The sequence below is a fragment of the Pseudoduganella sp. OTU4001 genome (assembly GCF_038440195.1).
Taxonomy (GTDB): Bacteria; Pseudomonadota; Gammaproteobacteria; order Burkholderiales; family Burkholderiaceae_D; genus Rugamonas.
In genome coordinates this window covers 54440-75724 of sequence record NZ_JASATG010000002.1, presented here as the reverse complement: position 1 = coordinate 75724, position 21285 = coordinate 54440, and the positions used below count along the sequence as shown (strand labels likewise).

The window sequence follows — 21285 nt, the reverse complement described above, 5'->3', positions numbered from 1 at the left end:
CGAGGAGCACCAGCATGGCCGAATACACCAACCTGGCCACCCAGGCCGTGGAATACTGGACCGACGCCTGGCAGCGTTCCATCCTGTTCATGGACGTGTTGTACCGCAGGGGGACTGAGCGCAACGCCCGCGAGCGCGAAACCGCGCCCCATGTGCTCAACTTCGAATTCGAGACCATCGTGGACGGCCGCACGCTGGCGCGGCCGGTGAATTATTCGCTGATGCGCATCATCCCGCCTGAAGGGATGGAGATCGACGATACCAAGCGCCCCTTCATCGTGGTCGACCCGCGCGCCGGGCACGGGCCCGGCATCGGTGGCATGAAGCAGGACAGCGAAATCGGCGTCGTGCTCAAGGCCGGCAATCCCTGCTACTTCATCGGCTTCCTGCCGGCACCCGTGGCGGGGCAGACCATCGAGGATGTCTGCCACGCGGAGGCGCAATTCATCGAACAGGTGGCCTACCTGCACCCGGACGCCGAGGGCAAGCCGGCCCTGATCGGCAATTGCCAGGCCGGCTGGCAGATCATGATGACGGCCGCCCTGCATCCCGAGCTGGCCGGCCCGCTGGTGCTGGCCGGCGCGCCGCTGTCCTATTGGGCTGGCGTGCGCGGCAAGAATCCCCTGCGTTATCTGGGCGGCCTGACCGGCGGTACCTGGATGACATCCCTGGCCGGCGACCTTGGCAACGGCAAATTCGACGGCGCCCACCTGGTCAGCAACTTCGAGAATATGAATCCTTCCAATACCTATTGGAAGAAGGGTTACCACGTGTACGCCAACGTGGATACGGAAGAGAAGCGCTTCCTGGAGTTCGAGCGCTGGTGGGGCAACCCGGTGCTGCTCAATGCCGAGGAAATCCAGTTCATCACCGACAACCTGTTTGTCGGCAATCGCCTGAGCAACGGCACTATCCACGACTCGGACGGACGCCGTATCGACTTGCGCAATATCCGTTCGCCGATCGTGGTGTTCTGCTCCTGGGGCGACGACATCACGCCGCCGCAGCAGGCGCTGGGCTGGCTGCTCGACCTGTACGAGACCGATGCGGCGATGGTGGCGGGCGGGCAGACCGTGGTCTATACGCTGCATGAATCGATCGGGCACTTGGGGATCTTCGTTTCCGCCTCGGTGGCGAACAAGGAGCATGACGAATTCACCCGCTCCATGGACTTGATCGATGTGCTGCCGCCGGGCCTGTACGAGGCAGTCTTCATCGACAAGGGCGAGGAGGGCGTGCATAGTCCCGAGCTGGCGCAGGGCGACTATGTGGTGCGCTTCGAGCGGCGCGACCTGAACGAGCTGCGCGCGCTGGGCGGCAATGACGATGAGGACGAGCGCCGCTTCGCCACCGTGGCGCGGCTGTCGGAAATCAACCAGGGCCTGTACCGCACCTTCATGAGCCCCTTCGTGCGCGCCACCACCAATGAGCAGACTGCTGAATGGATGCGGCGCATGCACCCATACCGCCTGCGCTACGAGATGTTCTCCGACATGAATCCCTTCCTCAAAGGGATCTGCGCGATGGCGGAACAGGTGAGGGCGCAGCGCAAGCCGGTGTCGCCGGATAATCCTTTCCTGCAGATGCAGGAAGCGGCCTCGCAGCAGATCGTGGCGGTGCTGGACCGCTACCAGGAAATGCGCGACCAGTCGGTGGAGCAGTTCTTCCTCTCGACTTATGGCCAGCCCTTGCTGCAAACGCTGGTGGGCTTGCGCGCCGATTCGGCCAATATCCGCCGCCGGATTGGGCGCGACATCGCCCGCGAATCGGTGGTGGCCGCACGCCGCACCGAAGCCGCCAAGCGCCTGGCCAGTGGGGGCGAGCGCGAAGCGGTGATGCGCTCCATCCTGTACATCGCCCGCAGCCCGGAAATGCGCGCCGCCGACGAACGCGCCTTCGCCACCCTGCGCGAGCTGCGTACCCGTCTGCCGGCCAAGGAGCGCATGTCGCTGGCGCGCTTCAAGGAGGTGGTGCAGGAGCAGAACATGATCCTCCAACTGGACGAAGAGCGCGCCATGGCGGCGCTGCCCAAGCTTCTGGCCGACGTCGACCGCAAACGCGCGCTGGAAGGCGTGCGCCAGATCATGACCGCCTCCGGCCAGCTGGAAGGCGAGGCGGCCCGCCGCATGTCCCGCGTCGAGGAACTCTTCAATGGCTGAGCCCGTGTCCCACCTTGGGGTCACACCCCAAGTGGGACACGAGCTCGACTGATGCGCTGCTGTGTCCGTGTCCCGTTTAGGGTGTGACCCCATGGTGGGACACGAGCGCGGCAGTGCTGGTGCCTGTATAATGTGCAGCCCTTGTTTTGACGCTTGTTACTATGACTAAGCCTTCCCGCCGCCTTTCCGTGGCGCCGATGATGGATTGGACCGACCGCCATTGCCGCCATTTCCATCGCCTGATCTCGAAATACACCTGGCTGTATACGGAGATGGTGACTACCGGTGCGCTGGTGTATGGCGATGTGGAGCGCCATCTGCGCTTCAATGAGGAGGAGCATCCGGTGGCGCTGCAGCTGGGCGGTTCGGATCCGAAGGACCTGGCCATTTCCGCCAAACTGGGCGAGAAGTGGGGCTACGATGAAATCAACCTCAATTGCGGCTGCCCGTCGGAGCGGGTGCAGAAGGGCGCTTTCGGCGCTTGCCTGATGTCGGAGCCGGAACTGGTGCGCGACTGCGTCAAGGCGATGAAGGATGCGGTGCAGATCGACGTCACCGTCAAGCACCGTATCGGCATCGATTACGAGGAGAGCTACGACTTTGTGCGCGATTTCGTGGGCACCGTGGCGGAAGCCGGTTGCACTACCTTTATCGTGCACGCCCGTAACGCCATCCTGAAGGGCCTGTCGCCCAAGGAAAACCGCGAAATCCCGCCGCTGAAGTACGAGTACGCTTACCAGCTGAAGAAAGATTTCCCGCAGTTCGAGATCCTGATCAACGGCGGTATCAAGACGCTGGACGAAATCGACACCCACCTCGAGCACGTGGACGGCGTGATGCTGGGCCGCGAGGCTTACCACAACCCTTACCTGATGGCTGACTTCGACCAGCGCTACTACGGCGCCAGCGAAGCGCCGCGCACCCGCCAGCAGGTGCTGGAGGCGATGATCCCGTACATTGAGGAGCAGTTGGCAAAAGAGGCCGGCCGCGGCTTGAAGATCAACTCCATCACGCGCCACCTGCTCGGCATCGCCCAGGGCTTGAAGGGCGCGCGCCAATATCGCCAAACTTTGTCCGACGCCAAGCAGCTGGCGGCCGGCGATCCGCGCCTCCTGCTCGAGGCATTCAGCCGAACCGCGTAAACAAAAGAAATCCTGCGCATTCACTTCCGTTTCCCGCTGCGGCTGAGCTCTTTCCCCAAAGAAAGTTCACTTGCCCACAATTTGAGCAAAATTTGCTTGCCGTGCGGAAACCTCAGGACTATAATTCCGCTGATACACACATGCTATTTACGGTTCCTACCGTGTGTTTTAGGGATGAAATACGACAGGTTTCATCCTGCGGCGAAAGCGATCTTTGCATTCGCAGTCATAGTTTGCTACTGTCGCTACTTGCGTAGCAGCAAGGGTCAGTGGATGCAGTAAATATTTCATTAATGCATCTTAGGCAGTCAACAACTTGTGTCACTTCTATAAATAAGAGCCGAAATGAATTTGAGTAAAATGAAGGTAGGGACCCGTCTTGGTCTCGGTTTCGCACTGGTACTGGCGTTCCTCGTCATTATCACTATCGTCGGTATCTGGCGCATGGCTCAGATTCAGGACCGCCTGGATCATGTAGTAAGTGTCAACTCTGTCGCCACCCGTCTGGTTGTTGACATGCGTAACAACGTCAACGAACGCATCAATGGCTTGAAAGTCCTGACCCTGATGTCCGATCCGGCCGATATGGAACCGGAAATGAAGCGCCTGAACGACCAGGGCGTTAAGTACGAAGAGCTGAGCAAGAAGCTGTCCGCCCTGTACGCCAAAGACGCGACCGCAGAAGAAAAGACCCTGCTGGCGCAGGTGAAGGAACACGAAGGCGTGGCCCTGCCAGCCATCAAGAAGGCGTCCGACCTGTGGCTGGCCAACGATGCCGTTGGTGCTACCCGTATCCTGATCAAGGAAATCCGTCCTGCGCAGAAGAAGTGGATGGAAGCGCTGGACCAGCTGGCTGCCCTGGAAGACAAACTGAACGAAGACATGAAGGTGGAAGCTGCTGAAGGCTTCTCCTCCGCCCGCCTGTTCATGATCGTGGCCGGCCTGGCTGCGGTGGTGATCTCGGTCGGCGCTGCCTGGGTCATTACCCGCGGCCTGCTGAAGCAACTGGGTGGCGAGCCTGACTACACTGCATCGATCGCTGGCGCCATCGCCAACGGCGACCTGTCGGTCAGCATCGACACCGTTTCGACCGACAAGGATTCCCTGCTGGTTGAAATGAAAGAAATGCGCAATAGCCTGGTGGAGATCGTTGGCCAGGTGCGCCAGGGTACCGAGACCATCGGCACCGCATCGCGTGAAATCGCCGCCGGCAATATCGACCTGTCCTCGCGTACCGAGATGCAGGCTTCGAACCTGGAGAAGACCGCTTCCGCGATGGAAGAACTGACCTCCACCGTGAAGCAGAACGCCGACAATGCCCGCGAAGCGAACCAGCTGGCAGCTTCCGCCTCCGACGTGGCACTGAAGGGTGGCCAGGTGGTGTCACAAGTGGTTGAGACCATGAGCTCGATCAACGCCTCCGCCAACAAGATCGTCGACATCATCGGCGTGATCGACGGCATCGCCTTCCAGACCAACATCCTGGCGCTGAACGCTGCGGTTGAAGCAGCCCGTGCCGGTGAGCAGGGCCGTGGCTTCGCGGTAGTGGCTTCCGAAGTGCGTAACCTGGCCCAGCGTTCCGCTGGCGCAGCAAAAGAGATCAAGTCCCTGATCGGCGACTCCGTCGAGAAAGTGGAACGCGGTTCGAAACTGGTGGGCCAGGCTGGCGTGACCATGGATGAAGTGGTTGCTTCCGTCCGCCGCGTGACCGACATCATGAGCGAAATCGCTTCGGCCTCGCAGGAACAGAGCGCCGGCATCGAACAAGTGAACCAGTCCATCATCGAGATGGATGCCATGACCCAGCAGAATGCTGCGCTGGTGGAAGAAGCTGCTGCCGCTGCGCAGTCGCTGCAAGACCAGGCTAGCGAACTGTCGCGCGTGGTGTCGATCTTCAAGCTGGACGCGGAGACCGAATATGCGCTGAGCGCCGCCAAGCCGGCCGTGACCCAGACTGCGGTTGCCGTAGTGCCGAGGGCCGCAGCCCGCCCTGCAGCAGCCAAGCCAGCCGCTGCTCCAGCGCCTAAGAAAGTTGTCGCCGCTACTGCCGGTAGCGACGAGTGGGAAGAGTTTTAAAAATATAAAACAGTTTTTCAGTAAATTTTGATTGGGATAGAAATGAACAAGCGTCTGATTGGTTTTATCGCAGCATCCATCGTGTCCTTCTCCGCTTCCGCGGCTGAAACTCCGGCAGTTTTCGATGCCAAGAACTGCAAGGCTGAATACCCAAAGGCTTCCCTGCTGAACGAAGAGCAGGGCACCGTCAGCCTGGCCTTCCTGGTATCCGCTTCCGGTGAAGTCGTGGATTCGAAAATCGATAAGTCCAGTGGCTACAAGAACCTGGACAAGGCTGCCCAGAAAGCTATCAGCGCTTGCAAATTCAAGCCGGGCACCAAGGATGGCGCCGTAGCCCAGACCTGGACCAAGGTCGACTACGCCTGGTCCCTGTAATTCATTCTCTCTCATTAGGGGAACATCATGATTACGAAGTTGAGTGTTATGGCAGTAGCCCTGGCGATGGGCGCTTCGGCATTCGCCGCGGAAGTTCCAGCATCTTTCGACGCCAAGAATTGCAAGGCTGAGTATCCGAAAGCATCCCTGATGAACGAGGAACAGGGCACCGTCAGCATGTCCTTCCTGGTGTCGGCCAGCGGCGACGTGAAGGACTCCAAGCTGGACAAGTCGTCCGGCTTCAAGAACCTGGACAAGGCCGCTCTCAAGGCCATCAGCGCGTGCAAGTTCAAGCCTGGCACCAAGGACGGCGCACCGGCCGAAACCTGGACCAAGGTGGACTACGCCTGGAAGCTGGACTAAGCCGGCTGCCCGATACAAGAAAAACGGCCCCTCGGGGCCGTTTTTTGTTAATCTAGCTTCCATGAAAGTTCTGTTTCTCGTTCCACTGGCCGGCATGCTGTTGTCCGGTTGCGCGATGTGGCGCAATCCGAACGATCCGTCCCGCGACAGGCAGTCCGTGGTGGTGGTTAATTCCATGACCTGGCCGAATGCGGCCAGCGGCAAGACTGACGGCACCCGCACCGTCTGGCCCTTGCCCCAGCTCGTCAACCACGAGGAAATCTTCCCGCTGGCCCAGCTCAAGAATTGTCCGGAGGCGCTGCCGTGCGCCTGGGGCGTGCTGAGTGCGTCGCGCAGCGTGACGCGCTATAACTTCCTGCCCGGCGGTATTTCGCTCGACCTGGCGGTGAATGTCGACGTGCATCGGCGCCAGCAGGACCGGCGCCGTAACTTCCATACCTCGATCGCGGTGCCGGCCGATGTGCCGGCCATCAGCTACCAGCACGTGCTGCAGGAAACGGTATCGCTCCCGTATGGGAAGGTGTACCGTATCGATATGGACCACGGCATCACGTACCGGCTGTGTGCCCAGCGGGTCGACGAAACGGGCAAGGCGCTGGATAAATGCGAGATTCCGTATATTTGATGTGTCCGCTGTAAGCGATTGTAAAAGCGGCGGCACGGGCGCGAATTTTCCCTATAGTTGAATACTGGGAGGAGAATTTGTGATGAAAACTTTGATGATCTTGCCGGTACTGGCCCTGGGCCTGGCCGGATGCGCTGTCCAGCAGCCTGCGCGCTATGCGTCCGGCAATCCGTATGAATGGCAAACCGTTTCGGTGACGCCGGTGCCGAATGGTACTGCGGCGCGTTCCGGGGCGCCGGTGACGTATTACAGTGAGCCGGTGTATGCGCAACCGCAGCCGGTGTATGTGGCGCCATCCCCTTACTATGCGCCAGCGCCGGCCTATTACTATCCGCCGGTGACGATTGGCTTTGATTTCCTGTTCACCAACCGCCACTGGCATGGCCGCCGCGGCCGCCGCTGATCAGTGGAAGTAAGGGGCGATGTGCATCAGCACGTCCGCTGAACACAGCAGCCAGGTGGCCGAAGCCGCGAGGCTAAGCGCCAGTGCGCTGCTGAGGTAAGGGTGATGGGACATGTTTTCGCTCCTGCCGTAGATTTAACTCCATCTTATTCAAGAGCAAATAAAAAAGGCATCGGATGGTTGCCGATGCCTTTGTAGGACTATTGCTCGTCCTTTATTTTTTACCCCAAAGTACAACGGGTCCGGCCGGGGCGGTATCCATCGCGTCGGACTGCGACAGCCAGTGGATCAGGCGCTCCGGTTCCTTCAGGGTGATGCCGGCGCCGTCGATGTAGCCGATGAATTCCAGGTACTTGGCATCCATCTTGGCTTTCGACACGGTCGGCGCCACCATGACCAGGCGGTCGTAGGCTTTACGGGCCTTGTTTTCCCATTTGTGCAGGCTGGATTCATCGAAGCGGTTGGCTTCGAAGTAGACCGTCAGCGAGCCATCCGGATTGCCGAAGCCGACGATGCCGGCGCCTTTACGGATGGTGGTGGAGTTCTTCAAATCGAACTCCTCGGTTGGGACGAAGACGCCAGCACGGCCACCCACGACCGGCAGGCCGACTGGGGTATCTTTGCTGTAAGTAGTTAAATCTTTCAACTCCGACATGGCTTCTTCCAATCCCGCAAAATTTTTTCCAGCCGTTATTTTAGCGCCAAACTAATGCCGCCGGGCAAAGGCGGACCGGATTAATTTTGTCGGTGGGAGCGCAGCCGCGAACGTTGTGTCGGGCACAACAGGATGCGCTCGGGCGGCTCGCGCAGCAGGGCGCGCGCGGTGTCATCCAGGAGTTCCAGCACGGGTGGGGCGCTGCCCGGGGCGGCGATGCCAAGCCAGACCAGGTGCGGGCCGTCGCCGCGCACCGGCAGCTGGGGGAAGTTGTTCGGCATGTCGAGCGTGGCCAGCACGCCGGCCTGGCGCCAGCCGCTATCGCGCCAGGCGGCGAAGGTGGGGGCGGCCAGTTCGGCGAAGCGCTCGAGCGCGTCCGCGCCGGGCTGCAGCGTGAAGACTACCGCCACCGCCTCGCCCTGTGCGCCCTGCGGCTCGCGGTAGGGATCGACGGCGGGCAAGTCGGCCACGCCGCTACCGGGGCGCAGTGGCCGCAACAGCAGCACATTGTCGCTGTCCGTCATCAGGCCGTTCAGCGTGGCCTTGTGCTCCTTCCATACCGGCCCGTAGTAGAAGGCGCCGTTGACGATGGCGCGCTGCTCCCAGCTGGCGAAGCCGCGCAGCCAGAGGAAGCTGTTATGCCGCTCCGGCTCCGTGAACTGGCCCAGGGCCAGCGCGCCCAGCTGCTGGAAGGCTTCCGGGAACAGGGTTTCGAAATAGCGCGCAAACGCTGCCTGGCCGCCCTCGATGGTCGTGTAGCGGCGGAATTCAATGATTGGGTAGGTGTCCATGGCGCCAGCATAAGTGCGAATGCGGTCAGATCCCGCCCTGTATCCTGTGCTACGCTTGCGGCGTGAAGATGAAGCATTTGCTCCCCCTCCTGCTGCTTGCCGCGCTGCCTGCGGTGCATGCCGCCAATGCGGCGCCGGTATTGCGATTCTGTTCGCTGGATATCGACTTTGCGCCGGTGGCGCGGGTCGATGGCACCGGCCATTACCAGTACCTGCTGCAGCTGGCCGCGCGCAAGGCCGGCGTCACCATCGAGCGCAAAATCGCGCCGCGCCGGCGCTGCCTGGACGAGGTCCGGACCGGCATCGTTGACGGCATGATCGGCGCCTATTCGCCGGAGCGCACCGCGATTGCGGCCTTTCCCATGTCCGGCGAGGCGCCCGATGTCACCAAGTCTTTCGGCGCGGTGCGCTATTACCCTTACCGGCGCGTCGCCAGTGAGGTGAGTTGGGATGGCCAGCGCTTCCATGGCCTGGATGGCAGCGTCGGCGTGGAGTCGGCCTTCATCTTCGTCACCGACCGCCTGCGCGCGCTTGGCGTGCCGTTTGACGACGGCGCCAAGACGCTGGAGCAGAACATGGACAAGCTGCGTGCCGACCGGGTGGACGTGGTGATCGGCATGGACCTGGAGGCCGACCGCCTGGTCGCCAGCCGCCACGCTGGCCGAATCGAGCGCGCCGGCATGGCGTTCGACCTGACGCCCATGTACCTGATGCTGTCGAAGCAGTTCCACGCCCAGCAGCCTGAGCTTGCGCAGCGTTTGTGGCAGGCAGTGCAGGACGCCCGCAACAGTCCAGCCTATAAACGCTACCAGCAAGACCACCCATAAAAAAGCCCAGCGCGAGGCTGGGCTTTGAATGCAAGGGATGCTTTGCGTTACTGCTTGCGGCGGGCAGCGAAGGCCAGACCCAGCAGGCCCAGGCCCATCAGCGCAAGGCTGCCCGGTTCAGGCACGGTGCTTTGGGCGACGGTGAATACTTCCAGATCCCGCACCTGGAAGCCGGCCGCAAAAGCCTGCTGCGTAAGAATGTTGTAGTCGTATCCGATGTTGGCGGCGCCGTAGGTATGGCTGCGGCTGTAACCATAGCTCAAGCCGTAATCGACATACAGGTCATGCCCGCCGCCGAAGGTTGGGCCATAGCCCACATAATTGTAAGTTTGATAGACATGCCTCTGGCTCCACTTTACGGAATCGGTCAGGTTAAAGATAAAGCCGGTTTGATCGGCAGCCGCAAAGGTGTAGTTGTAATTTGCATGGCCGTTCTGATCGACGTTAAACCAGCTGGACGGATTGTAGCCGCCAATGGTTTCCCAGCTCTGGCCGTTCAGCGAAACGCTCATTACGGAGAAGGTGGCGCCTTTGCCGTTGACTGCGTTATGGAAAGTGGTGGCGTTATCGCCGGTTTTCTTGTCGAAGATGTTGGTCAGCGTCAGCGGGCCTTTGCCGAGCCATGCTTCGAGCTGTGCCTGGTTTGCGGTGTTCAGGAGGTCGGAGCCGCCGACGATCACGCCAGCATGGGTGAGGGTACTGGCCGCCAGCAGGGTTGCGCCGGCGAGAATTGCTTTGAACTGCATGTGCTTCCTTGTTGATGAATAACCAAAGTTAACATGCAAGAATTATTCCATCTATGTGGAAATAATAATTGCATCAGTTAAATCAGTCACTTACAAAATTGAAGGAATAGAGGCGGGAGGGGAGTGTAAAATTTTCCGACAGTGATTTAACATCGGAAAACAAAAAAGGCCTGATCTTTCGATCAGGCCTTCTTCGTGAATTCGGTGGGGTGGCTGATGGGGCTCGAACCCACGACAACAGGAATCACAATCCTGGACTCTACCAACTGAGCTACAGCCACCACTGAAAACTGCTTTTTTATCGCACCGCAGCGCGACAGAGCCGAGATTATATAGGGACTCCCGGAATCTCGCAAATTTATTTCAAACTTGCACTGATTCGACTTGCGGATGGAGCCCGAGCAGGTTGGCGAACTGCTGCTCCAGGGCCGCCGCGTTGCCGCTGGTGTAGCCGCGCAGGTGGGCTGGCGTGCCGCCCGGGCGCTGCAGGCCGGCCCCTTCCAGCAGGCGGGCCAACTGGCGCGCCACGGCGTCGCCGGTGTCGATCAGTGTGACGGCCGCGCTGTCGCCGCGTTCAGCCACCAGGCTGGCGATGGCTTCGCGCACGAAGGGGTAGTGGGTGCAGCCCAGTACCAGCGTATCGGCGCCCTGGTCCAGCAAGGGTGTGACAAAGCCTTCCAGCATGGCGGCAGTTTCAGCGCCCGACAGGTCGCCCTGTTCGATGCGTTCCACCAGGCCGCCGCATGGTTGCAGCAGGAAGCGGGTGCCGTTGGCGCTGGAGATCTGCTCGCGCAGTGCCAGGAATTTTTCGCCGCGCAGGGTGCTGGCGGTGGCCAGCACGCCGACGGTGCCGTTGCGCGTGGCGGCGGCGCCGGGCTTGAGGCCAGGCTCCACGCCGACCACCGGCAGGGCGGGGTAGGCGGTGCGCACCGCCTTGATGGCGGCCACGGTGGCGGTATTGCAGGCCACCACCAGCGCCTTGGCGCCGCGCGAAATCAGGAAAGCGGTAACGTCGAGCGCACGCTGCACCAGCCATTCATCCGTCTTCGCACCGTAGGGCGCGAAGGCGGAATCGGCAAAGTACAGCACATGCTCATGCGGCAGCTGCGCGTGGATATGGCGCAGCACGGAGAGCCCTCCAACGCCTGAATCGAAGACGCCGATGGGCGCATCGGCGGAGGAGGGAACAGCGTGTGTCATCAGGCTGGTTGTGCTGCTTTCAGGGACTCGATCTTCACCTGCCACTCTTTCGGGCCGGTGTTGTGCACGGAAGTGCCGGAAGAATCAACGGCCACGGTGACAGGCATGTCCACCACGTCGAATTCATAGATCGCTTCCATGCCCAGGTCTTCAAAGCCGACGACCTTGGCGCCCTTGATCGCTTTCGACACCAGGTAAGCAGCGCCGCCAACAGCCATCAGGTAAGCCGACTTGTGCTTCTGGATCGATTCGATCGCGGTAGGGCCGCGTTCCGCCTTGCCGACCATGGAGATCAGGCCGGTTTTTTCCAGCATCATGTCGGTGAACTTGTCCATGCGGGTAGCGGTGGTCGGGCCGGCCGGGCCTACCACTTCGTCGCGCACTGGGTCGACCGGACCCACGTAGTAGATCACGCGGTTGGTGAAGTCCACCGGCAGCTTTTCGCCTTTGGACAGCATGTCCTGGATGCGCTTGTGGGCGGCATCGCGGCCGGTCAGCATCTTGCCGTTCAGGAGCAGGGTCTGGCCCGGCTTCCACGACGCGACTTCTTCCTTGGTCAGGGTGTTCAGGTCGACGCGCTTGGACTTCTCGGTGTCGGCAGCCCAGGTGACATCAGGCCAGTCGGACAGCTTCGGCGGCTCGATGTAGGCCGGGCCGGAACCATCCAGCACGAAGTGGGCGTGACGGGTGGCCGCGCAGTTCGGGATCATGGCGACCGGCTTGGAGGCAGCGTGGGTCGGGTACATATTGATCTTCACGTCCAGCACGGTGGTCAGGCCGCCCAGGCCTTGCGCGCCGATGCCCAGGGCATTGATCTTGTCGCACAGTTCGATACGCAGTTCTTCCAGCTTGTTCTGCGGGCCGCGCTTTTTCAGCTCGTACATATCGATGTCTTCCATCAGCGACTCTTTGGCCAGCAGCATGGCTTTTTCTGCGGAGCCGCCGATACCGATACCCAGCATGCCTGGCGGGCACCAGCCAGCGCCCATCAGCGGCACGGTCTTCAGCACCCAGTCCACCAGCGAGTCGGATGGATTCAGCATGACGAACTTGGTCTTGTTCTCGGAGCCGCCGCCTTTGGCTGCAACGGCCACATCGACGGTGTTGCCTTCCACCAGTTCCATGTGCACCACGGCTGGGGTGTTGTCCTTGGTGTTCTTGCGCTCGAAGTGCGGGTCGGCCACGATGGAGGCGCGCAGCTTGTTGTCGGCGAAGTTGTACGCGCGGCGCACGCCTTCGTTGACGGCGTCGGTCACGGTGCCGGTGAAGCCTTCAAAGCGTACACCCATACCGATCTTCAGGAAGACGTTCACCATGCCGGTGTCCTGGCAGATCGGACGCTTGCCTTCCGCGCACATGCGGGAGTTGGTCAGGATCTGGGCGATCGCATCTTTCGCAGCCGGGCTTTGCTCGGATTCGTAAGCGCGCGCCAGGTGCTGGATGTAGTCGGCAGGGTGGTAGTAGCTGATGTACTGCAGCGCGGCGGCGACAGATTCAATCAGGTCGTCTTGCTTGATGATGGTCATGATTGGCTCGTTTGGCTAATTAGTGATGCTTTGTATCGTTGTGCGTCAGGGTGGTGATGCGGTCAGTGTAGGCAATCGCCATTGCCGACAACAGGAATACGCAGTGGATTACGGTCTGCGCGATCAGTACTTTCGGCTCGTAGGCATGCGAGTTGATGAAGGTCTTCAGCAGGTGGATCGAGGAGATACCGATGATCGCCATCGCCAGTTTGGTCTTCAGCACGGAGGCGTTCACGTGCGACAGCCATTCAGGCTGGTCCGGGTGGCCCTCCAAATGCATTCGCGAAACGAAGGTCTCATAACCGCCTACGATCACCATGATCAGCAGGTTGGAAATCATGACTACGTCGATCAGGCCAAGCACCACCAGCATGATGATGGTTTCGCTCAATTTGGTCGGCGGTTGCTGTCCAGGCACGGCGATGGCCTGGAAAATGTGCGCCAGCGAGTCGGCATTGCCCATTGCGGCGCCAATCAGGTCCTTCAGCTCGACCCAGAAATGGAACACATAGACGCACTGCGCCAGGATCAGGCCCAGGTACAGCGGCAGCTGCAGCCAGCGGGACATGAAGATAAAGGCAGGGATAGGGCTCAGGCGTTTGCCGTTGGTGTTCAGTGGCTCGGTCATCTGTGAATGTTGTTGAATAAAACAAGCCGATATTCTACACGGGCAAGGCCCGCACGGCAGCGGCAGGCGCAATTGCTTCATTAATGGAATGCTGCTACAGTGCAACCCTTTGTTTATTTGGCAAGTGAAGATGAAGCTGGATTGGTTGCAAGGGCTGCGCGGGCTCGCCGTGCTGGGTGTTGTGCTCACCCACGGGCGCTATTTCCTGGGCGGTACCCCGAACGAAGGGCTGGGCAACCTGTTCTTCCTGCCGGGCGCGATGGGCGTGGACCTGTTCTTCCTGATCAGCGGCTTCATCATGGTCTACACCACGCAAGGCGCCAGCGGCCCGCGCGATGCGGCGCTGTTCACGGTCAAGCGCTTCGCCCGCATCTGGCCGGCCTACGCCGTGGTGACCATCCTCTGGATTTTCATCAGCCGCGGTGGCATGGGGTTCTTCCATGACGCGGACCGCCTGCGTGCCCTGTTTAAATCACTGGCCTTCCAGCCGCTGGCGCCGCAGGAGGCGCCGTTCTTCGGCCTGGTGTTCCCGCTGGCCTGGACGCTCGCGTTCGAGATGTACTTCTATATCGTGTTCGGCATCAGCATGCTGGCCGGCCGCCTGCGCTGGTTCGTGCTGGCAAGCTGGATGCTCCTGACGCTGGTGCTGCTGCCCGCCACGCACGGCGGCCCAACGCTGAACGTGCAGCAGTACCTGTCGTTCCGATCCGCTTATATGCAGCTGGTGACCAATCCGATCATCTACGAGTTCCTGGCCGGCGTGGTGATCGGCTTGATTTACCTGAACCCGCGCATCCGCATCAGGAACGAGACCGTTGCGTGGCAAACCGTCGTTTGCAGTGCCGGCTTTGTGCTGTGGTGGGGCTGGTCCGGCGTGGGCGGCTTCCACGGCCCGGCAGGGTGGGGCTGGCCGCTGGCGCTGATGGTGCTGGCGCTCGCCATCGCCAGCAAGACCGTCGCGCTGACGATGCCGCGCTGGCTGGTGTGGACCGGCACCGTGTCGTACTCGATGTACCTGACGCATTTCCTCGGCCAAGTGGTCTTGACCCGCTGGCTCGAACAGCTCGGCCTGCACGATCACAGCTGGAATGAGGTGTTCCTCACGCTGCTGTTGGCGATGCCGCTCGCCGCGCTCTCGCACCGATTGCTCGAGCGCGGCCTGGGCGAATGGGTGCGCGACAAATTGGTATTGCTGGTCAATCGCATATTGTCTTCGCGCGCTGTACCTGCGCCCAAAGAAGTGATTAAAATGTCAAAAATAGCCTCCTGATCAAGTGTAAGGGGGCAGTAAGCGACAGGCACTATCGTTGCTAGCAAACCATCACTAACCGGAGACAAGCATGACCAACCAAGGCGCAGATCAACAGGGACCAATGGAATCGCGCATTTTCGCGCCACCTGCGGCATTCGTGGAAAAGGCTGCCGTATCCGGCATGGCCGCGTACAAAGCGCTGTGCGATGAAGCCGAGCGCGATTACGAAGGCTTCTGGGCGCGCCTGGCGCGCGAGCATATCGAGTGGCAAACCCCATTCACCCGCACCCTGAACGAAGACAACGCACCGTTCTACAAATGGTTCGAAGACGGCAAGCTGAATGTCTCCTACAACTGCCTGGACCGCAATATCAAGAAGGGCCTGGGCGACAAGACCGCCATCATATTTGAAGCCGACGACGGTGAAGTGACCCGCGTCAGCTACCAGCAACTGCACGACAAGGTCTGCAAGATCGCCAACGGCCTGAAGGCGCGCGGCATCAAGAAAGGCGACCGCGTTGTGATCTATATGTCCATGTCTGTCGAAGGCGTGGCTGCAATGCAGGCCTGCGCCCGTATCGGCGCCACCCACTCCGTGGTGTTCGGCGGCTTCTCCGCCAAGTCCCTGCAAGAACGCATCATCGACGCCGGCGCCGTTGCCGTGCTGACCTGCGACGAACAGCTGCGTGGCGGCAAACAACTGCCACTGAAAGCCATCGTCGACGAAGCGCTGGCCATGGGCGGCTGCGACTCGATCAAGAACGTGGTGGTGTACAAGCGCACCGGCGGCAACATCGCCTGGACCGAAGGCCGCGACATCTGGCTGCACGACCTGGTGGAAGGCCAGGCCACCACCTGCGAACCTGAATGGGTGGAAGCGGAGCACCCGCTGTTCATCCTGTACACCTCCGGCTCCACCGGCACCCCGAAAGGCGTGCAGCACTCGACTGGCGGCTACCTGCTGTGGGCAGCGCTGACCATGAAGTGGTCGTTCGACATCAAGCCGGAAGATGTGTACTGGTGCACCGCCGATATCGGCTGGGTCACCGGCCACACCTATATCGCCTACGGACCGACTGCGGTTGGCGCCACCCAGGTGGTATTCGAAGGCATCCCGACCTTCCCGCACGCCGGCCGCTTCTGGGAAAACATCGCCAAGCACAAGGTCAACATCTTCTACACCGCACCGACCGCGATCCGCTCGCTGATCAAAGCCTCCGACGTCGACCCGAAAGTGCATCCGAAGAACTTCGACATCTCCTCGCTGCGCCTGCTGGGCACCGTGGGTGAGCCGATCAATCCGGAAGCATGGATGTGGTACTACAAGAATGTCGGCGGCGAGAAGTGCCCGATCGTCGACACCTTCTGGCAGACCGAAACCGGCGGCCACATGATTACCCCGCTGCCAGGCGCTACCCCGATGGTCCCAGGCTCCTGCACCCTGCCGCTGCCAGGCATCATGGCCGCGATTGTGGACGAAGCAGGGCACGACGTACCGAACGGCAGTGGCGGCATCCTGGTGGTGAAGCGCCCATGGCCATCGATGATCCGCACCATCTGGGGCAACCCGGACCGCTTCAAGGCCGGCTACTTCCCAGAAGAACTGGGCGGCAAATACTACCTGGCAGGCGACGGTGCAATCCGCAATGCCGAAACCGGCTACTTCACCATCACCGGCCGTATCGACGATGTGCTGAACGTATCCGGCCACCGCATGGGCACGATGGAGATTGAATCCGCCCTGGTCGCCAACCCGCTGGTCGCCGAAGCCGCAGTGGTAGGCAAGCCAGACGAAACCACCGGCGAATCGATCTGCGCCTTCGTGGTCTTGAAGCGCGCCCGCCCGACTGGCGACGAAGCCAAGCAAATCGCCACCGAGCTGCGCAACTGGGTAGGTAAAGAGATCGGCCCGATCGCCAAGCCGAAAGAGATCCGCTTCGGCGACAACCTGCCGAAGACCCGTTCCGGCAAGATCATGCGCCGCCTGCTGCGCGTACTGGCCAAAGGCGAAACCATCACCCAAGACGTCAGCACGCTCGAAAACCCCGCCATCCTCGAGCAACTGAAAGAAACCTCCTAAGCCTGAACAGACGGGGTCTGACCCTATGGGTCAGACGGGACGGCCATCCGGCTGGTTTACCGGTTTTAACGGTTCTAAGCAGAAAGTCTTTGCCATCTCGCAAAACGCTGCTATAATTCGGGCCTCTCGCGATGAGTGAGAGATGCAGGAGAGATGGATGAGTGGTTTAAGTCGCACGCCTGGAAAGCGTGTATAGGTTCATAGCCTATCGGGGGTTCGAATCCCCCTCTCTCCGCCAAGGACACAAATCAGGAAGTACCAAGACGTTCCAAAACGTCTCACCGAAACCGCTTAAGATGCTGAATCTAAGCGGTTTTTTCGTTTCTGGACGTTTCACGACGACTCCCTACATCTCAACTACACCAGTGCATGCTTGGGGGCACGTCTTACCCTAACGATTCCGCGTACCCCCAAACGTTGGAAAACGGACTATATTGATTCTTACAGCATGCTTCGAAGGAGGTTGCCATGCCTAAGGTCTTTGCTCCGCTGACAGATATCCTTGTCAAAAGCGCCAAGCCACGCGAGAAGCCGTACAAGCTGTTCGATGGCGATGGCATGTACCTCGACGTTTCTCCCATCGGTTCCCGCATCTGGCGCTTCAAGTTCCGGCAAGCCAACGGCAAAGAGAACACGCTGACGTTCGGCCCCTACCCGGAAATCACCTTGCAGGACGCACGAGAAAAGCGCTTGGCTGCGCGCCGACTGCTGCTGCAAGGGATAGACCCCGCCAAGCATCGCGACGAAGCCAAGCGCTTGGCGAAAGACAAGGCCTGCAATACGTTCGAAAAGATCGCCCGCGAGTGGCACGCCAACAAGGTGCCGACGTGGAGCGAACGCACTGCCAAGAACACCATCCAGCGTCTGCAAGCCGCATCTTTCCCAGCATTGGCCGCATGCCCATCGATGAAATCAAGCACCGCGACGTGATCGCCACGTTGCGCAAGATCGAAGAGCGCGGCGCGAACGAAGTGGCGCACCGCCTGAAAGCGGTCTGTTCGCAGATTTTCAGCTACGCGATCCAGTGCGGATTCACTGACCGCAATCTGGTGGTGGACATGAAGGATGTGCTGAAGACTGTCCGCGCTGGACATTTCGCCGCCATCGATGCCGACGAACTGCCGCAGTTCCTGTCCATACTGGAGCGGAACGAAGCGCGCATGTTCGCGCCGACGCGCATTGCATTGCGCCTGATGCTGCTGTGCTTCATGCGCACCAGCGAGTTGATCGAAACGCCTTGGAGCGAGATCGACCTGGAGCGCGGTGAGTGGATCATTCCGTGGCAGCGTATGAAGCGCGGCAGGCTAACCGTCAATCCGGATATGACCAACCATCATGTTTGCCTGTCGCGGCAGGCACTGGAATTGCTGCGAGAACTGCACACCATCACGGGCCGCAGCAAGCACCTGTTCCCGAACCAGCGCGATCACGAAAAGCCCATCAGCAATAACACGATACTGGTGGCGCTTGGCCGCATGGGGTACAAGGGCAAGATGACCGGCCATGGGTTCCGGGCACTGGCCATGAGCACGATTAAAGAGCGCCTGGGCTACCGGCATGAGGTCGTGGACAGACAGTTGGCGCATGCACCAAAGGACAAGGTAGCGAGTGCCTACGACCGCGCCCAGTTCCTCGCTGAGCGGCGCAGGATGATGCAAGACTGGGCGGATTACATCGATGCTGTCAGCGGCAAGGGGTCGCCTCCGCAATCACCTCGTCTTGTTGTCGTCAATGACGAATTCAGCCGTAGTGATGGGACAGACAAGCATCATGCCTGAACAAGTTACAAAATAGCCAAGCAGCATCATTGATGTTACATTAGCAATCTTTTGCGGTTAATCGGTAAGAATCAAATGCGCATATCTGCTCGATACGTCCTCTTCGTCATCGCCATAGCTCTACAAGCCGGCACTGTTGCAGCCAACGCAGACAGCGCGTACAACAAAGGCGTCGATGCGTTTCGGGTCAAGGACTTCGCCACTGCACGCCAACACTGGGAAGTAGCCATCCAGTCCAATGACCCGCTGGCGCAAAACAACCTAGGTTACCTTCTCTACTACGGTATGGGCGGCTCCGCCGATCAAGCGCGCGCCGTGGCGCTGTGGCGCAAAGCAGCAGTCGCCGCCCACTCTGAAGCTCAATGGCATCTGGGCCAGGCTTATGAAGACGGCAAAGCACTTTCGCAAAATTACGCCGAGGCCTATTCCTGGTACCGATGCGCGGCGGCAAGCGCAAAGGCAACAGCAGGCGACGACAAGGAATATGAACAAGACCTTGCAAATGACGCCCGCCAATCGCTGGAAAAATTGCTCAGCAAGTTAAGTAAAGAGGATTTCGCTAATGGTGAAATCCTCGCAAAGCAGTGTATAGCGAAATACGCTGGCAGTGACCAGTAAAGGTCCGGCCTGCAACCGCCGCAGTTCAGTCCCGAGCCGCCGTCATCTCCCACGATATGCATTCCATGATTTCCCTTCGTGACATACAAGCATCGCGGTCCATTGTTGAGGATCTCGCGTGCCACTTCGATTTCAATTTAGACCGTGCTTCACGCGATAACTCTTGGATCAAGATGGAACCACCGACGAAATTCACCGTACTCGCTGGCGAAAGCTGCGGTGGCGTGTTCCTTGGGTATGGAGACGATGAAATCGAACGGCTTCCGATACTCTACGCAACGTCCGAAGGCCAAGCTGGCTGCCTTGCAGCCCATTTAACTGAGCTTCTGGGCATGATGATGGCGGTCCCATACTGGCAGGATCTGCTCAAGTTTTCGGGTGGCGGTAATTTGGCTGAAATGCGCAAGGCCGCAGAGTTTATGGAGCGAGAATATGTATTAGACTTTCCTGACCTCCCTGCTGCCAAGAAAAGAATCATGGCAACCTTGCCGATCCCGGCAATCCCAGATCCAATTCAATTGCTGCATGAACGGGTGAGCGCCACCGATTGTAGCGTCGTCGCCGATGACGGCTGGCGTTACGAATCACTCTTCAACGATTTCAAAACAAGCGACAATCCGCGCTGGAGATGAGCGCTGCTTAGTTCTACGAGCGGCTCATTCCAACAGACGGACGCATAGATCCATCCCTACCCATGCTCAAAAAATTCATCATCGGCTGCATGCTGGCAGCAACCACCCTGCTTGCCTATGCTCAGTCGGCAGCTCTGGCGCAAGACGCACAAGTCATCGAGTCGCTTCGCAAGAACGGTTCTGATTTCACGAAACATCATCGCGTCGACTACTTTTTCGTTATGCCTACCGAGGCGAGCGCAAAAGCAATCGCAGCGGAGCTGGCGGCAGCCGGTTTCGCGGTCCAACAAATCGGCGTACCACCCAAGCAGAAACCCTGGGAAGTTCATGTCGAGCGCCGTCAACTGGTGCAAGTGGACGACATGCAGGCGACTACGATAGCGTTTACGACGCTCGCAAAAAAATATGGTGGCGACTACGACGGCTGGGGCGCCCCAGTGGCCAAATGAAAATGGACGATCGCCCCTGATGTCGAATCGTACGTTAATCATGCGCATGGAATCTGCGCTGGCAGCCACCCGCGCCGGACAATCAAGCGCCAAGGCACTCGCGGAAACCCTTCGTGGAAATGGGAAGGCGCTTGAGGCGATGCCCTACCCGCTTATTAGAGCAATTGAATCCTTGGCGATGGATTTAGAAATAGCCCAATGGCACGATGACGACGGTTTTACCCCTCCGCTGGATGAGGTCTTGCAAAGCGTCGAAGCATGGCTCGCGCAATTGCCGAGGTGCGAATGAAGATGAGAAAACAAGTTTATGACCTGACCACTGAAGACTTGGACTTCGCGCCAATATGGGAATACGCCCAGGATGAGGAAGGCGAAGAAGGTCATGATGAAGCCACGGTGCGCCCCGTCGAACCCGCGAGATCGCTGGATGCGGTTGAAGTGATGTGCGTAGCAAAGGCCAACTTCCGCCTTGCTGATGGAACCTCGATGGATGGCTTTCTGAGTCCAGGCCGCCCTGACGATACTGATCTCGGCCACCTGCAACCAGCGATCTTTAGCAAGCGCGGGCAGATATCGTTCTGGTGCGGAATTATTGAGCCAAGTCGAGAACGGCTTGAGGCCGCGTACGCTGCATTGGAAAAGACACCGCAGGAAATCTTTCCGATATTTTTTCGTTGGCCGTGCCATCCAGCTACCAGATCACCGGGATCATTGAAGGCTTCCTTGTGTTAGGTGAAACCGATCTCGATGGCGTTGCAGTGGTTCGATAAAACGGGAAGCAGGCGCATCCCCGAACACCGCGATTCTGTGCACCGGAAAAAGATACTTCGCCATGTGCAGCGCTTGCAAACGCCAAGCACCCGCCTAGAATGAAGGCCTCACATGTGGGAATCGCTCCCACGAGGCCATGCGTCGAGCGTGGTCCTATGCTTCAGTGCATAGGCGTTGCGGTCGTCACCC

At 59.8% G+C, this 21285-nt stretch carries 22 protein-coding genes, 2 tRNA genes and 1 pseudogene; 18 read left to right on the top strand and 7 right to left on the bottom strand.

The genetic code is table 11. The features are described from left to right. The first annotated feature begins 14 nt into the window (after window positions 1–14). From AAHE99_RS02415 to AAHE99_RS02385, 7 genes are all read left to right on the top strand, one after another. Window positions 15–2159, top strand: a complete 2145-nt coding sequence (locus tag AAHE99_RS02415; protein WP_342114042.1) for a DUF3141 domain-containing protein — start codon at window positions 15–17, stop codon at window positions 2157–2159. A gap of 161 nt (window positions 2160–2320) precedes the next feature. Further along, a complete protein-coding gene (gene dusA, locus AAHE99_RS02410) occupies window positions 2321–3301 on the top strand; it encodes a tRNA dihydrouridine(20/20a) synthase DusA (RefSeq protein WP_342114040.1) in 981 nt (326 codons plus the stop codon). 345 nt (window positions 3302–3646) lie between these two features. After that, window positions 3647–5377: a methyl-accepting chemotaxis protein gene (locus tag AAHE99_RS02405; protein WP_342114037.1), complete on the top strand. Its 1731-nt coding sequence runs from the start codon at window positions 3647–3649 to the stop codon at window positions 5375–5377. Between the two features lie 42 nt (window positions 5378–5419). After that, a complete protein-coding gene (locus AAHE99_RS02400) occupies window positions 5420–5752 on the top strand; it encodes an energy transducer TonB (RefSeq protein WP_342114035.1) in 333 nt (110 codons plus the stop codon). 27 nt (window positions 5753–5779) lie between these two features. Continuing rightward, on the top strand, window positions 5780–6115 hold the full coding sequence (locus tag AAHE99_RS02395) for an energy transducer TonB (RefSeq protein WP_342114033.1): 336 nt from the start codon (window positions 5780–5782) through the stop codon (window positions 6113–6115). 61 nt (window positions 6116–6176) lie between these two features. Then, window positions 6177–6740, top strand: a complete 564-nt coding sequence (locus AAHE99_RS02390; RefSeq protein ID WP_342114031.1) for a hypothetical protein — start codon at window positions 6177–6179, stop codon at window positions 6738–6740. Between the two features lie 82 nt (window positions 6741–6822). Beyond that, window positions 6823–7143, top strand: coding sequence for a hypothetical protein (locus AAHE99_RS02385; protein ID WP_342114029.1), 321 nt, complete (start codon window positions 6823–6825; stop codon window positions 7141–7143). A gap of 214 nt (window positions 7144–7357) precedes the next feature. Here the strand turns inward: AAHE99_RS02385 and AAHE99_RS02380 are convergent, their stop codons facing one another. Together AAHE99_RS02380 and AAHE99_RS02375 are read right to left on the bottom strand one after the other, a co-directional pair. Then, window positions 7358–7798 (bottom strand): hypothetical protein, encoded by a 441-nt coding sequence (locus AAHE99_RS02380; protein ID WP_342114027.1) that lies wholly within the window; start codon window positions 7796–7798, stop codon window positions 7358–7360. Window positions 7799–7878: 80 nt separating this feature from the next. Next, complete coding sequence (locus AAHE99_RS02375; RefSeq protein WP_342114025.1) at window positions 7879–8589, bottom strand: hypothetical protein; 711 nt, start codon at window positions 8587–8589, stop codon at window positions 7879–7881. Window positions 8590–8657: 68 nt separating this feature from the next. On the opposite strand from AAHE99_RS02375, the gene AAHE99_RS02370 reads away from it, so the two are divergent. Beyond that, window positions 8658–9416, top strand: coding sequence for a substrate-binding periplasmic protein (locus tag AAHE99_RS02370; protein WP_342114023.1), 759 nt, complete (start codon window positions 8658–8660; stop codon window positions 9414–9416). Between the two features lie 47 nt (window positions 9417–9463). Here the strand turns inward: AAHE99_RS02370 and AAHE99_RS02365 are convergent, their stop codons facing one another. The 5 genes from AAHE99_RS02365 to AAHE99_RS02345 form a co-directional block, all read right to left on the bottom strand. Next, window positions 9464–10201, bottom strand: coding sequence for a PEP_CTERM-anchored TLD domain-containing protein (locus AAHE99_RS02365; protein ID WP_342114021.1), 738 nt, complete (start codon window positions 10199–10201; stop codon window positions 9464–9466). A 166-nt stretch (window positions 10202–10367) separates the two neighbouring features. Further along, a tRNA-His gene (locus AAHE99_RS02360) sits at window positions 10368–10443 on the bottom strand. Between the two features lie 82 nt (window positions 10444–10525). Next, on the bottom strand, window positions 10526–11362 hold the full coding sequence (gene murI, locus AAHE99_RS02355) for a glutamate racemase (protein WP_342114019.1): 837 nt from the start codon (window positions 11360–11362) through the stop codon (window positions 10526–10528). Next, window positions 11362–12888, bottom strand: a complete 1527-nt coding sequence (locus tag AAHE99_RS02350) for a fumarate hydratase (RefSeq protein ID WP_342114017.1) — start codon at window positions 12886–12888, stop codon at window positions 11362–11364. Before AAHE99_RS02350 ends, murI begins: the two co-directional genes overlap by 1 nt. A gap of 19 nt (window positions 12889–12907) precedes the next feature. After that, window positions 12908–13516 carry a YqhA family protein gene (locus AAHE99_RS02345; RefSeq protein WP_342114015.1) on the bottom strand — a complete coding sequence of 203 codons (609 nt, stop codon included), beginning with the start codon at window positions 13514–13516 and terminating at the stop codon, window positions 12908–12910. A gap of 130 nt (window positions 13517–13646) precedes the next feature. On the opposite strand from AAHE99_RS02345, the gene AAHE99_RS02340 reads away from it, so the two are divergent. The 10 genes and pseudogenes from AAHE99_RS02340 to AAHE99_RS02295 all read left to right on the top strand — a co-directional run bounded on the left by AAHE99_RS02340 (window position 13647) and on the right by AAHE99_RS02295 (window position 21057). Continuing rightward, a complete protein-coding gene (locus AAHE99_RS02340) occupies window positions 13647–14786 on the top strand; it encodes an acyltransferase family protein (protein WP_342114013.1) in 1140 nt (379 codons plus the stop codon). 103 nt (window positions 14787–14889) lie between these two features. Further along, window positions 14890–16848, top strand: coding sequence for an acetate--CoA ligase (gene acs, locus AAHE99_RS02335; RefSeq protein ID WP_342114011.1), 1959 nt, complete (start codon window positions 14890–14892; stop codon window positions 16846–16848). A 147-nt stretch (window positions 16849–16995) separates the two neighbouring features. Beyond that, window positions 16996–17086, top strand: a tRNA-Ser gene (locus AAHE99_RS02330). A gap of 230 nt (window positions 17087–17316) precedes the next feature. Further along, window positions 17317–17852, top strand: a pseudogene (locus AAHE99_RS02325) (tyrosine-type recombinase/integrase); the annotation flags it as partial. A gap of 54 nt (window positions 17853–17906) precedes the next feature. Beyond that, window positions 17907–18626, top strand: a complete 720-nt coding sequence (locus AAHE99_RS02320; RefSeq protein WP_446728886.1) for a tyrosine-type recombinase/integrase — start codon at window positions 17907–17909, stop codon at window positions 18624–18626. 75 nt (window positions 18627–18701) lie between these two features. Further along, the gene (locus AAHE99_RS02315) at window positions 18702–19244 is read left to right on the top strand and encodes a tetratricopeptide repeat protein (protein WP_342114005.1); all 543 of its coding nucleotides are present in this window, start codon (window positions 18702–18704) and stop codon (window positions 19242–19244) included. 65 nt (window positions 19245–19309) lie between these two features. Then, a complete protein-coding gene (locus tag AAHE99_RS02310; protein ID WP_342114003.1) occupies window positions 19310–19876 on the top strand; it encodes a hypothetical protein in 567 nt (188 codons plus the stop codon). Window positions 19877–19938: 62 nt separating this feature from the next. Beyond that, entirely contained in the window at window positions 19939–20325 is a 387-nt protein-coding gene (locus tag AAHE99_RS02305) for a ribonuclease E inhibitor RraB (RefSeq protein ID WP_342114001.1), read from the top strand. 19 nt (window positions 20326–20344) lie between these two features. Further along, window positions 20345–20614: a hypothetical protein gene (locus AAHE99_RS02300; RefSeq protein WP_342113999.1), complete on the top strand. Its 270-nt coding sequence runs from the start codon at window positions 20345–20347 to the stop codon at window positions 20612–20614. Then, window positions 20611–21057, top strand: coding sequence for a hypothetical protein (locus AAHE99_RS02295; protein WP_342113998.1), 447 nt, complete (start codon window positions 20611–20613; stop codon window positions 21055–21057). Before AAHE99_RS02300 ends, AAHE99_RS02295 begins: the two co-directional genes overlap by 4 nt. Window positions 21058–21285 lie beyond the last annotated feature (228 nt).

Excerpts from the sequence above, each read along its gene's own strand:
- dusA (WP_342114040.1), top strand. The coding sequence starts at position 2,321 with ATGACTAAGCCTTCCCGCCGCCTTTCCGTGGCGCCGATGATGGATTGG.
- AAHE99_RS02310 (WP_342114003.1), top strand. The coding sequence starts at position 19,310 with ATGATTTCCCTTCGTGACATACAAGCATCGCGGTCCATTGTTGAGGAT.
- AAHE99_RS02375 (WP_342114025.1), bottom strand. The coding sequence starts at position 8,589 with ATGGACACCTACCCAATCATTGAATTCCGCCGCTACACGACCATCGAG.
- AAHE99_RS02385 (WP_342114029.1), top strand. The coding sequence starts at position 6,823 with ATGAAAACTTTGATGATCTTGCCGGTACTGGCCCTGGGCCTGGCCGGA.
- AAHE99_RS02350 (WP_342114017.1), bottom strand. The coding sequence starts at position 12,888 with ATGACCATCATCAAGCAAGACGACCTGATTGAATCTGTCGCCGCCGCG.
- AAHE99_RS02300 (WP_342113999.1), top strand. The coding sequence starts at position 20,345 with ATGTCGAATCGTACGTTAATCATGCGCATGGAATCTGCGCTGGCAGCC.
- AAHE99_RS02415 (WP_342114042.1), top strand. The coding sequence starts at position 15 with ATGGCCGAATACACCAACCTGGCCACCCAGGCCGTGGAATACTGGACC.
- murI (WP_342114019.1), bottom strand. The coding sequence starts at position 11,362 with ATGACACACGCTGTTCCCTCCTCCGCCGATGCGCCCATCGGCGTCTTC.
- AAHE99_RS02315 (WP_342114005.1), top strand. The coding sequence starts at position 18,702 with ATGCGCATATCTGCTCGATACGTCCTCTTCGTCATCGCCATAGCTCTA.
- AAHE99_RS02405 (WP_342114037.1), top strand. The coding sequence starts at position 3,647 with ATGAATTTGAGTAAAATGAAGGTAGGGACCCGTCTTGGTCTCGGTTTC.
- AAHE99_RS02295 (WP_342113998.1), top strand. The coding sequence starts at position 20,611 with ATGAAGATGAGAAAACAAGTTTATGACCTGACCACTGAAGACTTGGAC.
- AAHE99_RS02400 (WP_342114035.1), top strand. The coding sequence starts at position 5,420 with ATGAACAAGCGTCTGATTGGTTTTATCGCAGCATCCATCGTGTCCTTC.
- AAHE99_RS02370 (WP_342114023.1), top strand. The coding sequence starts at position 8,658 with ATGAAGCATTTGCTCCCCCTCCTGCTGCTTGCCGCGCTGCCTGCGGTG.
- AAHE99_RS02395 (WP_342114033.1), top strand. The coding sequence starts at position 5,780 with ATGATTACGAAGTTGAGTGTTATGGCAGTAGCCCTGGCGATGGGCGCT.
- AAHE99_RS02390 (WP_342114031.1), top strand. The coding sequence starts at position 6,177 with ATGAAAGTTCTGTTTCTCGTTCCACTGGCCGGCATGCTGTTGTCCGGT.
- AAHE99_RS02380 (WP_342114027.1), bottom strand. The coding sequence starts at position 7,798 with ATGTCGGAGTTGAAAGATTTAACTACTTACAGCAAAGATACCCCAGTC.
- AAHE99_RS02345 (WP_342114015.1), bottom strand. The coding sequence starts at position 13,516 with ATGACCGAGCCACTGAACACCAACGGCAAACGCCTGAGCCCTATCCCT.
- acs (WP_342114011.1), top strand. The coding sequence starts at position 14,890 with ATGGAATCGCGCATTTTCGCGCCACCTGCGGCATTCGTGGAAAAGGCT.
- AAHE99_RS02305 (WP_342114001.1), top strand. The coding sequence starts at position 19,939 with ATGCTCAAAAAATTCATCATCGGCTGCATGCTGGCAGCAACCACCCTG.
- AAHE99_RS02320 (WP_446728886.1), top strand. The coding sequence starts at position 17,907 with ATGAAGGATGTGCTGAAGACTGTCCGCGCTGGACATTTCGCCGCCATC.
- AAHE99_RS02340 (WP_342114013.1), top strand. The coding sequence starts at position 13,647 with ATGAAGCTGGATTGGTTGCAAGGGCTGCGCGGGCTCGCCGTGCTGGGT.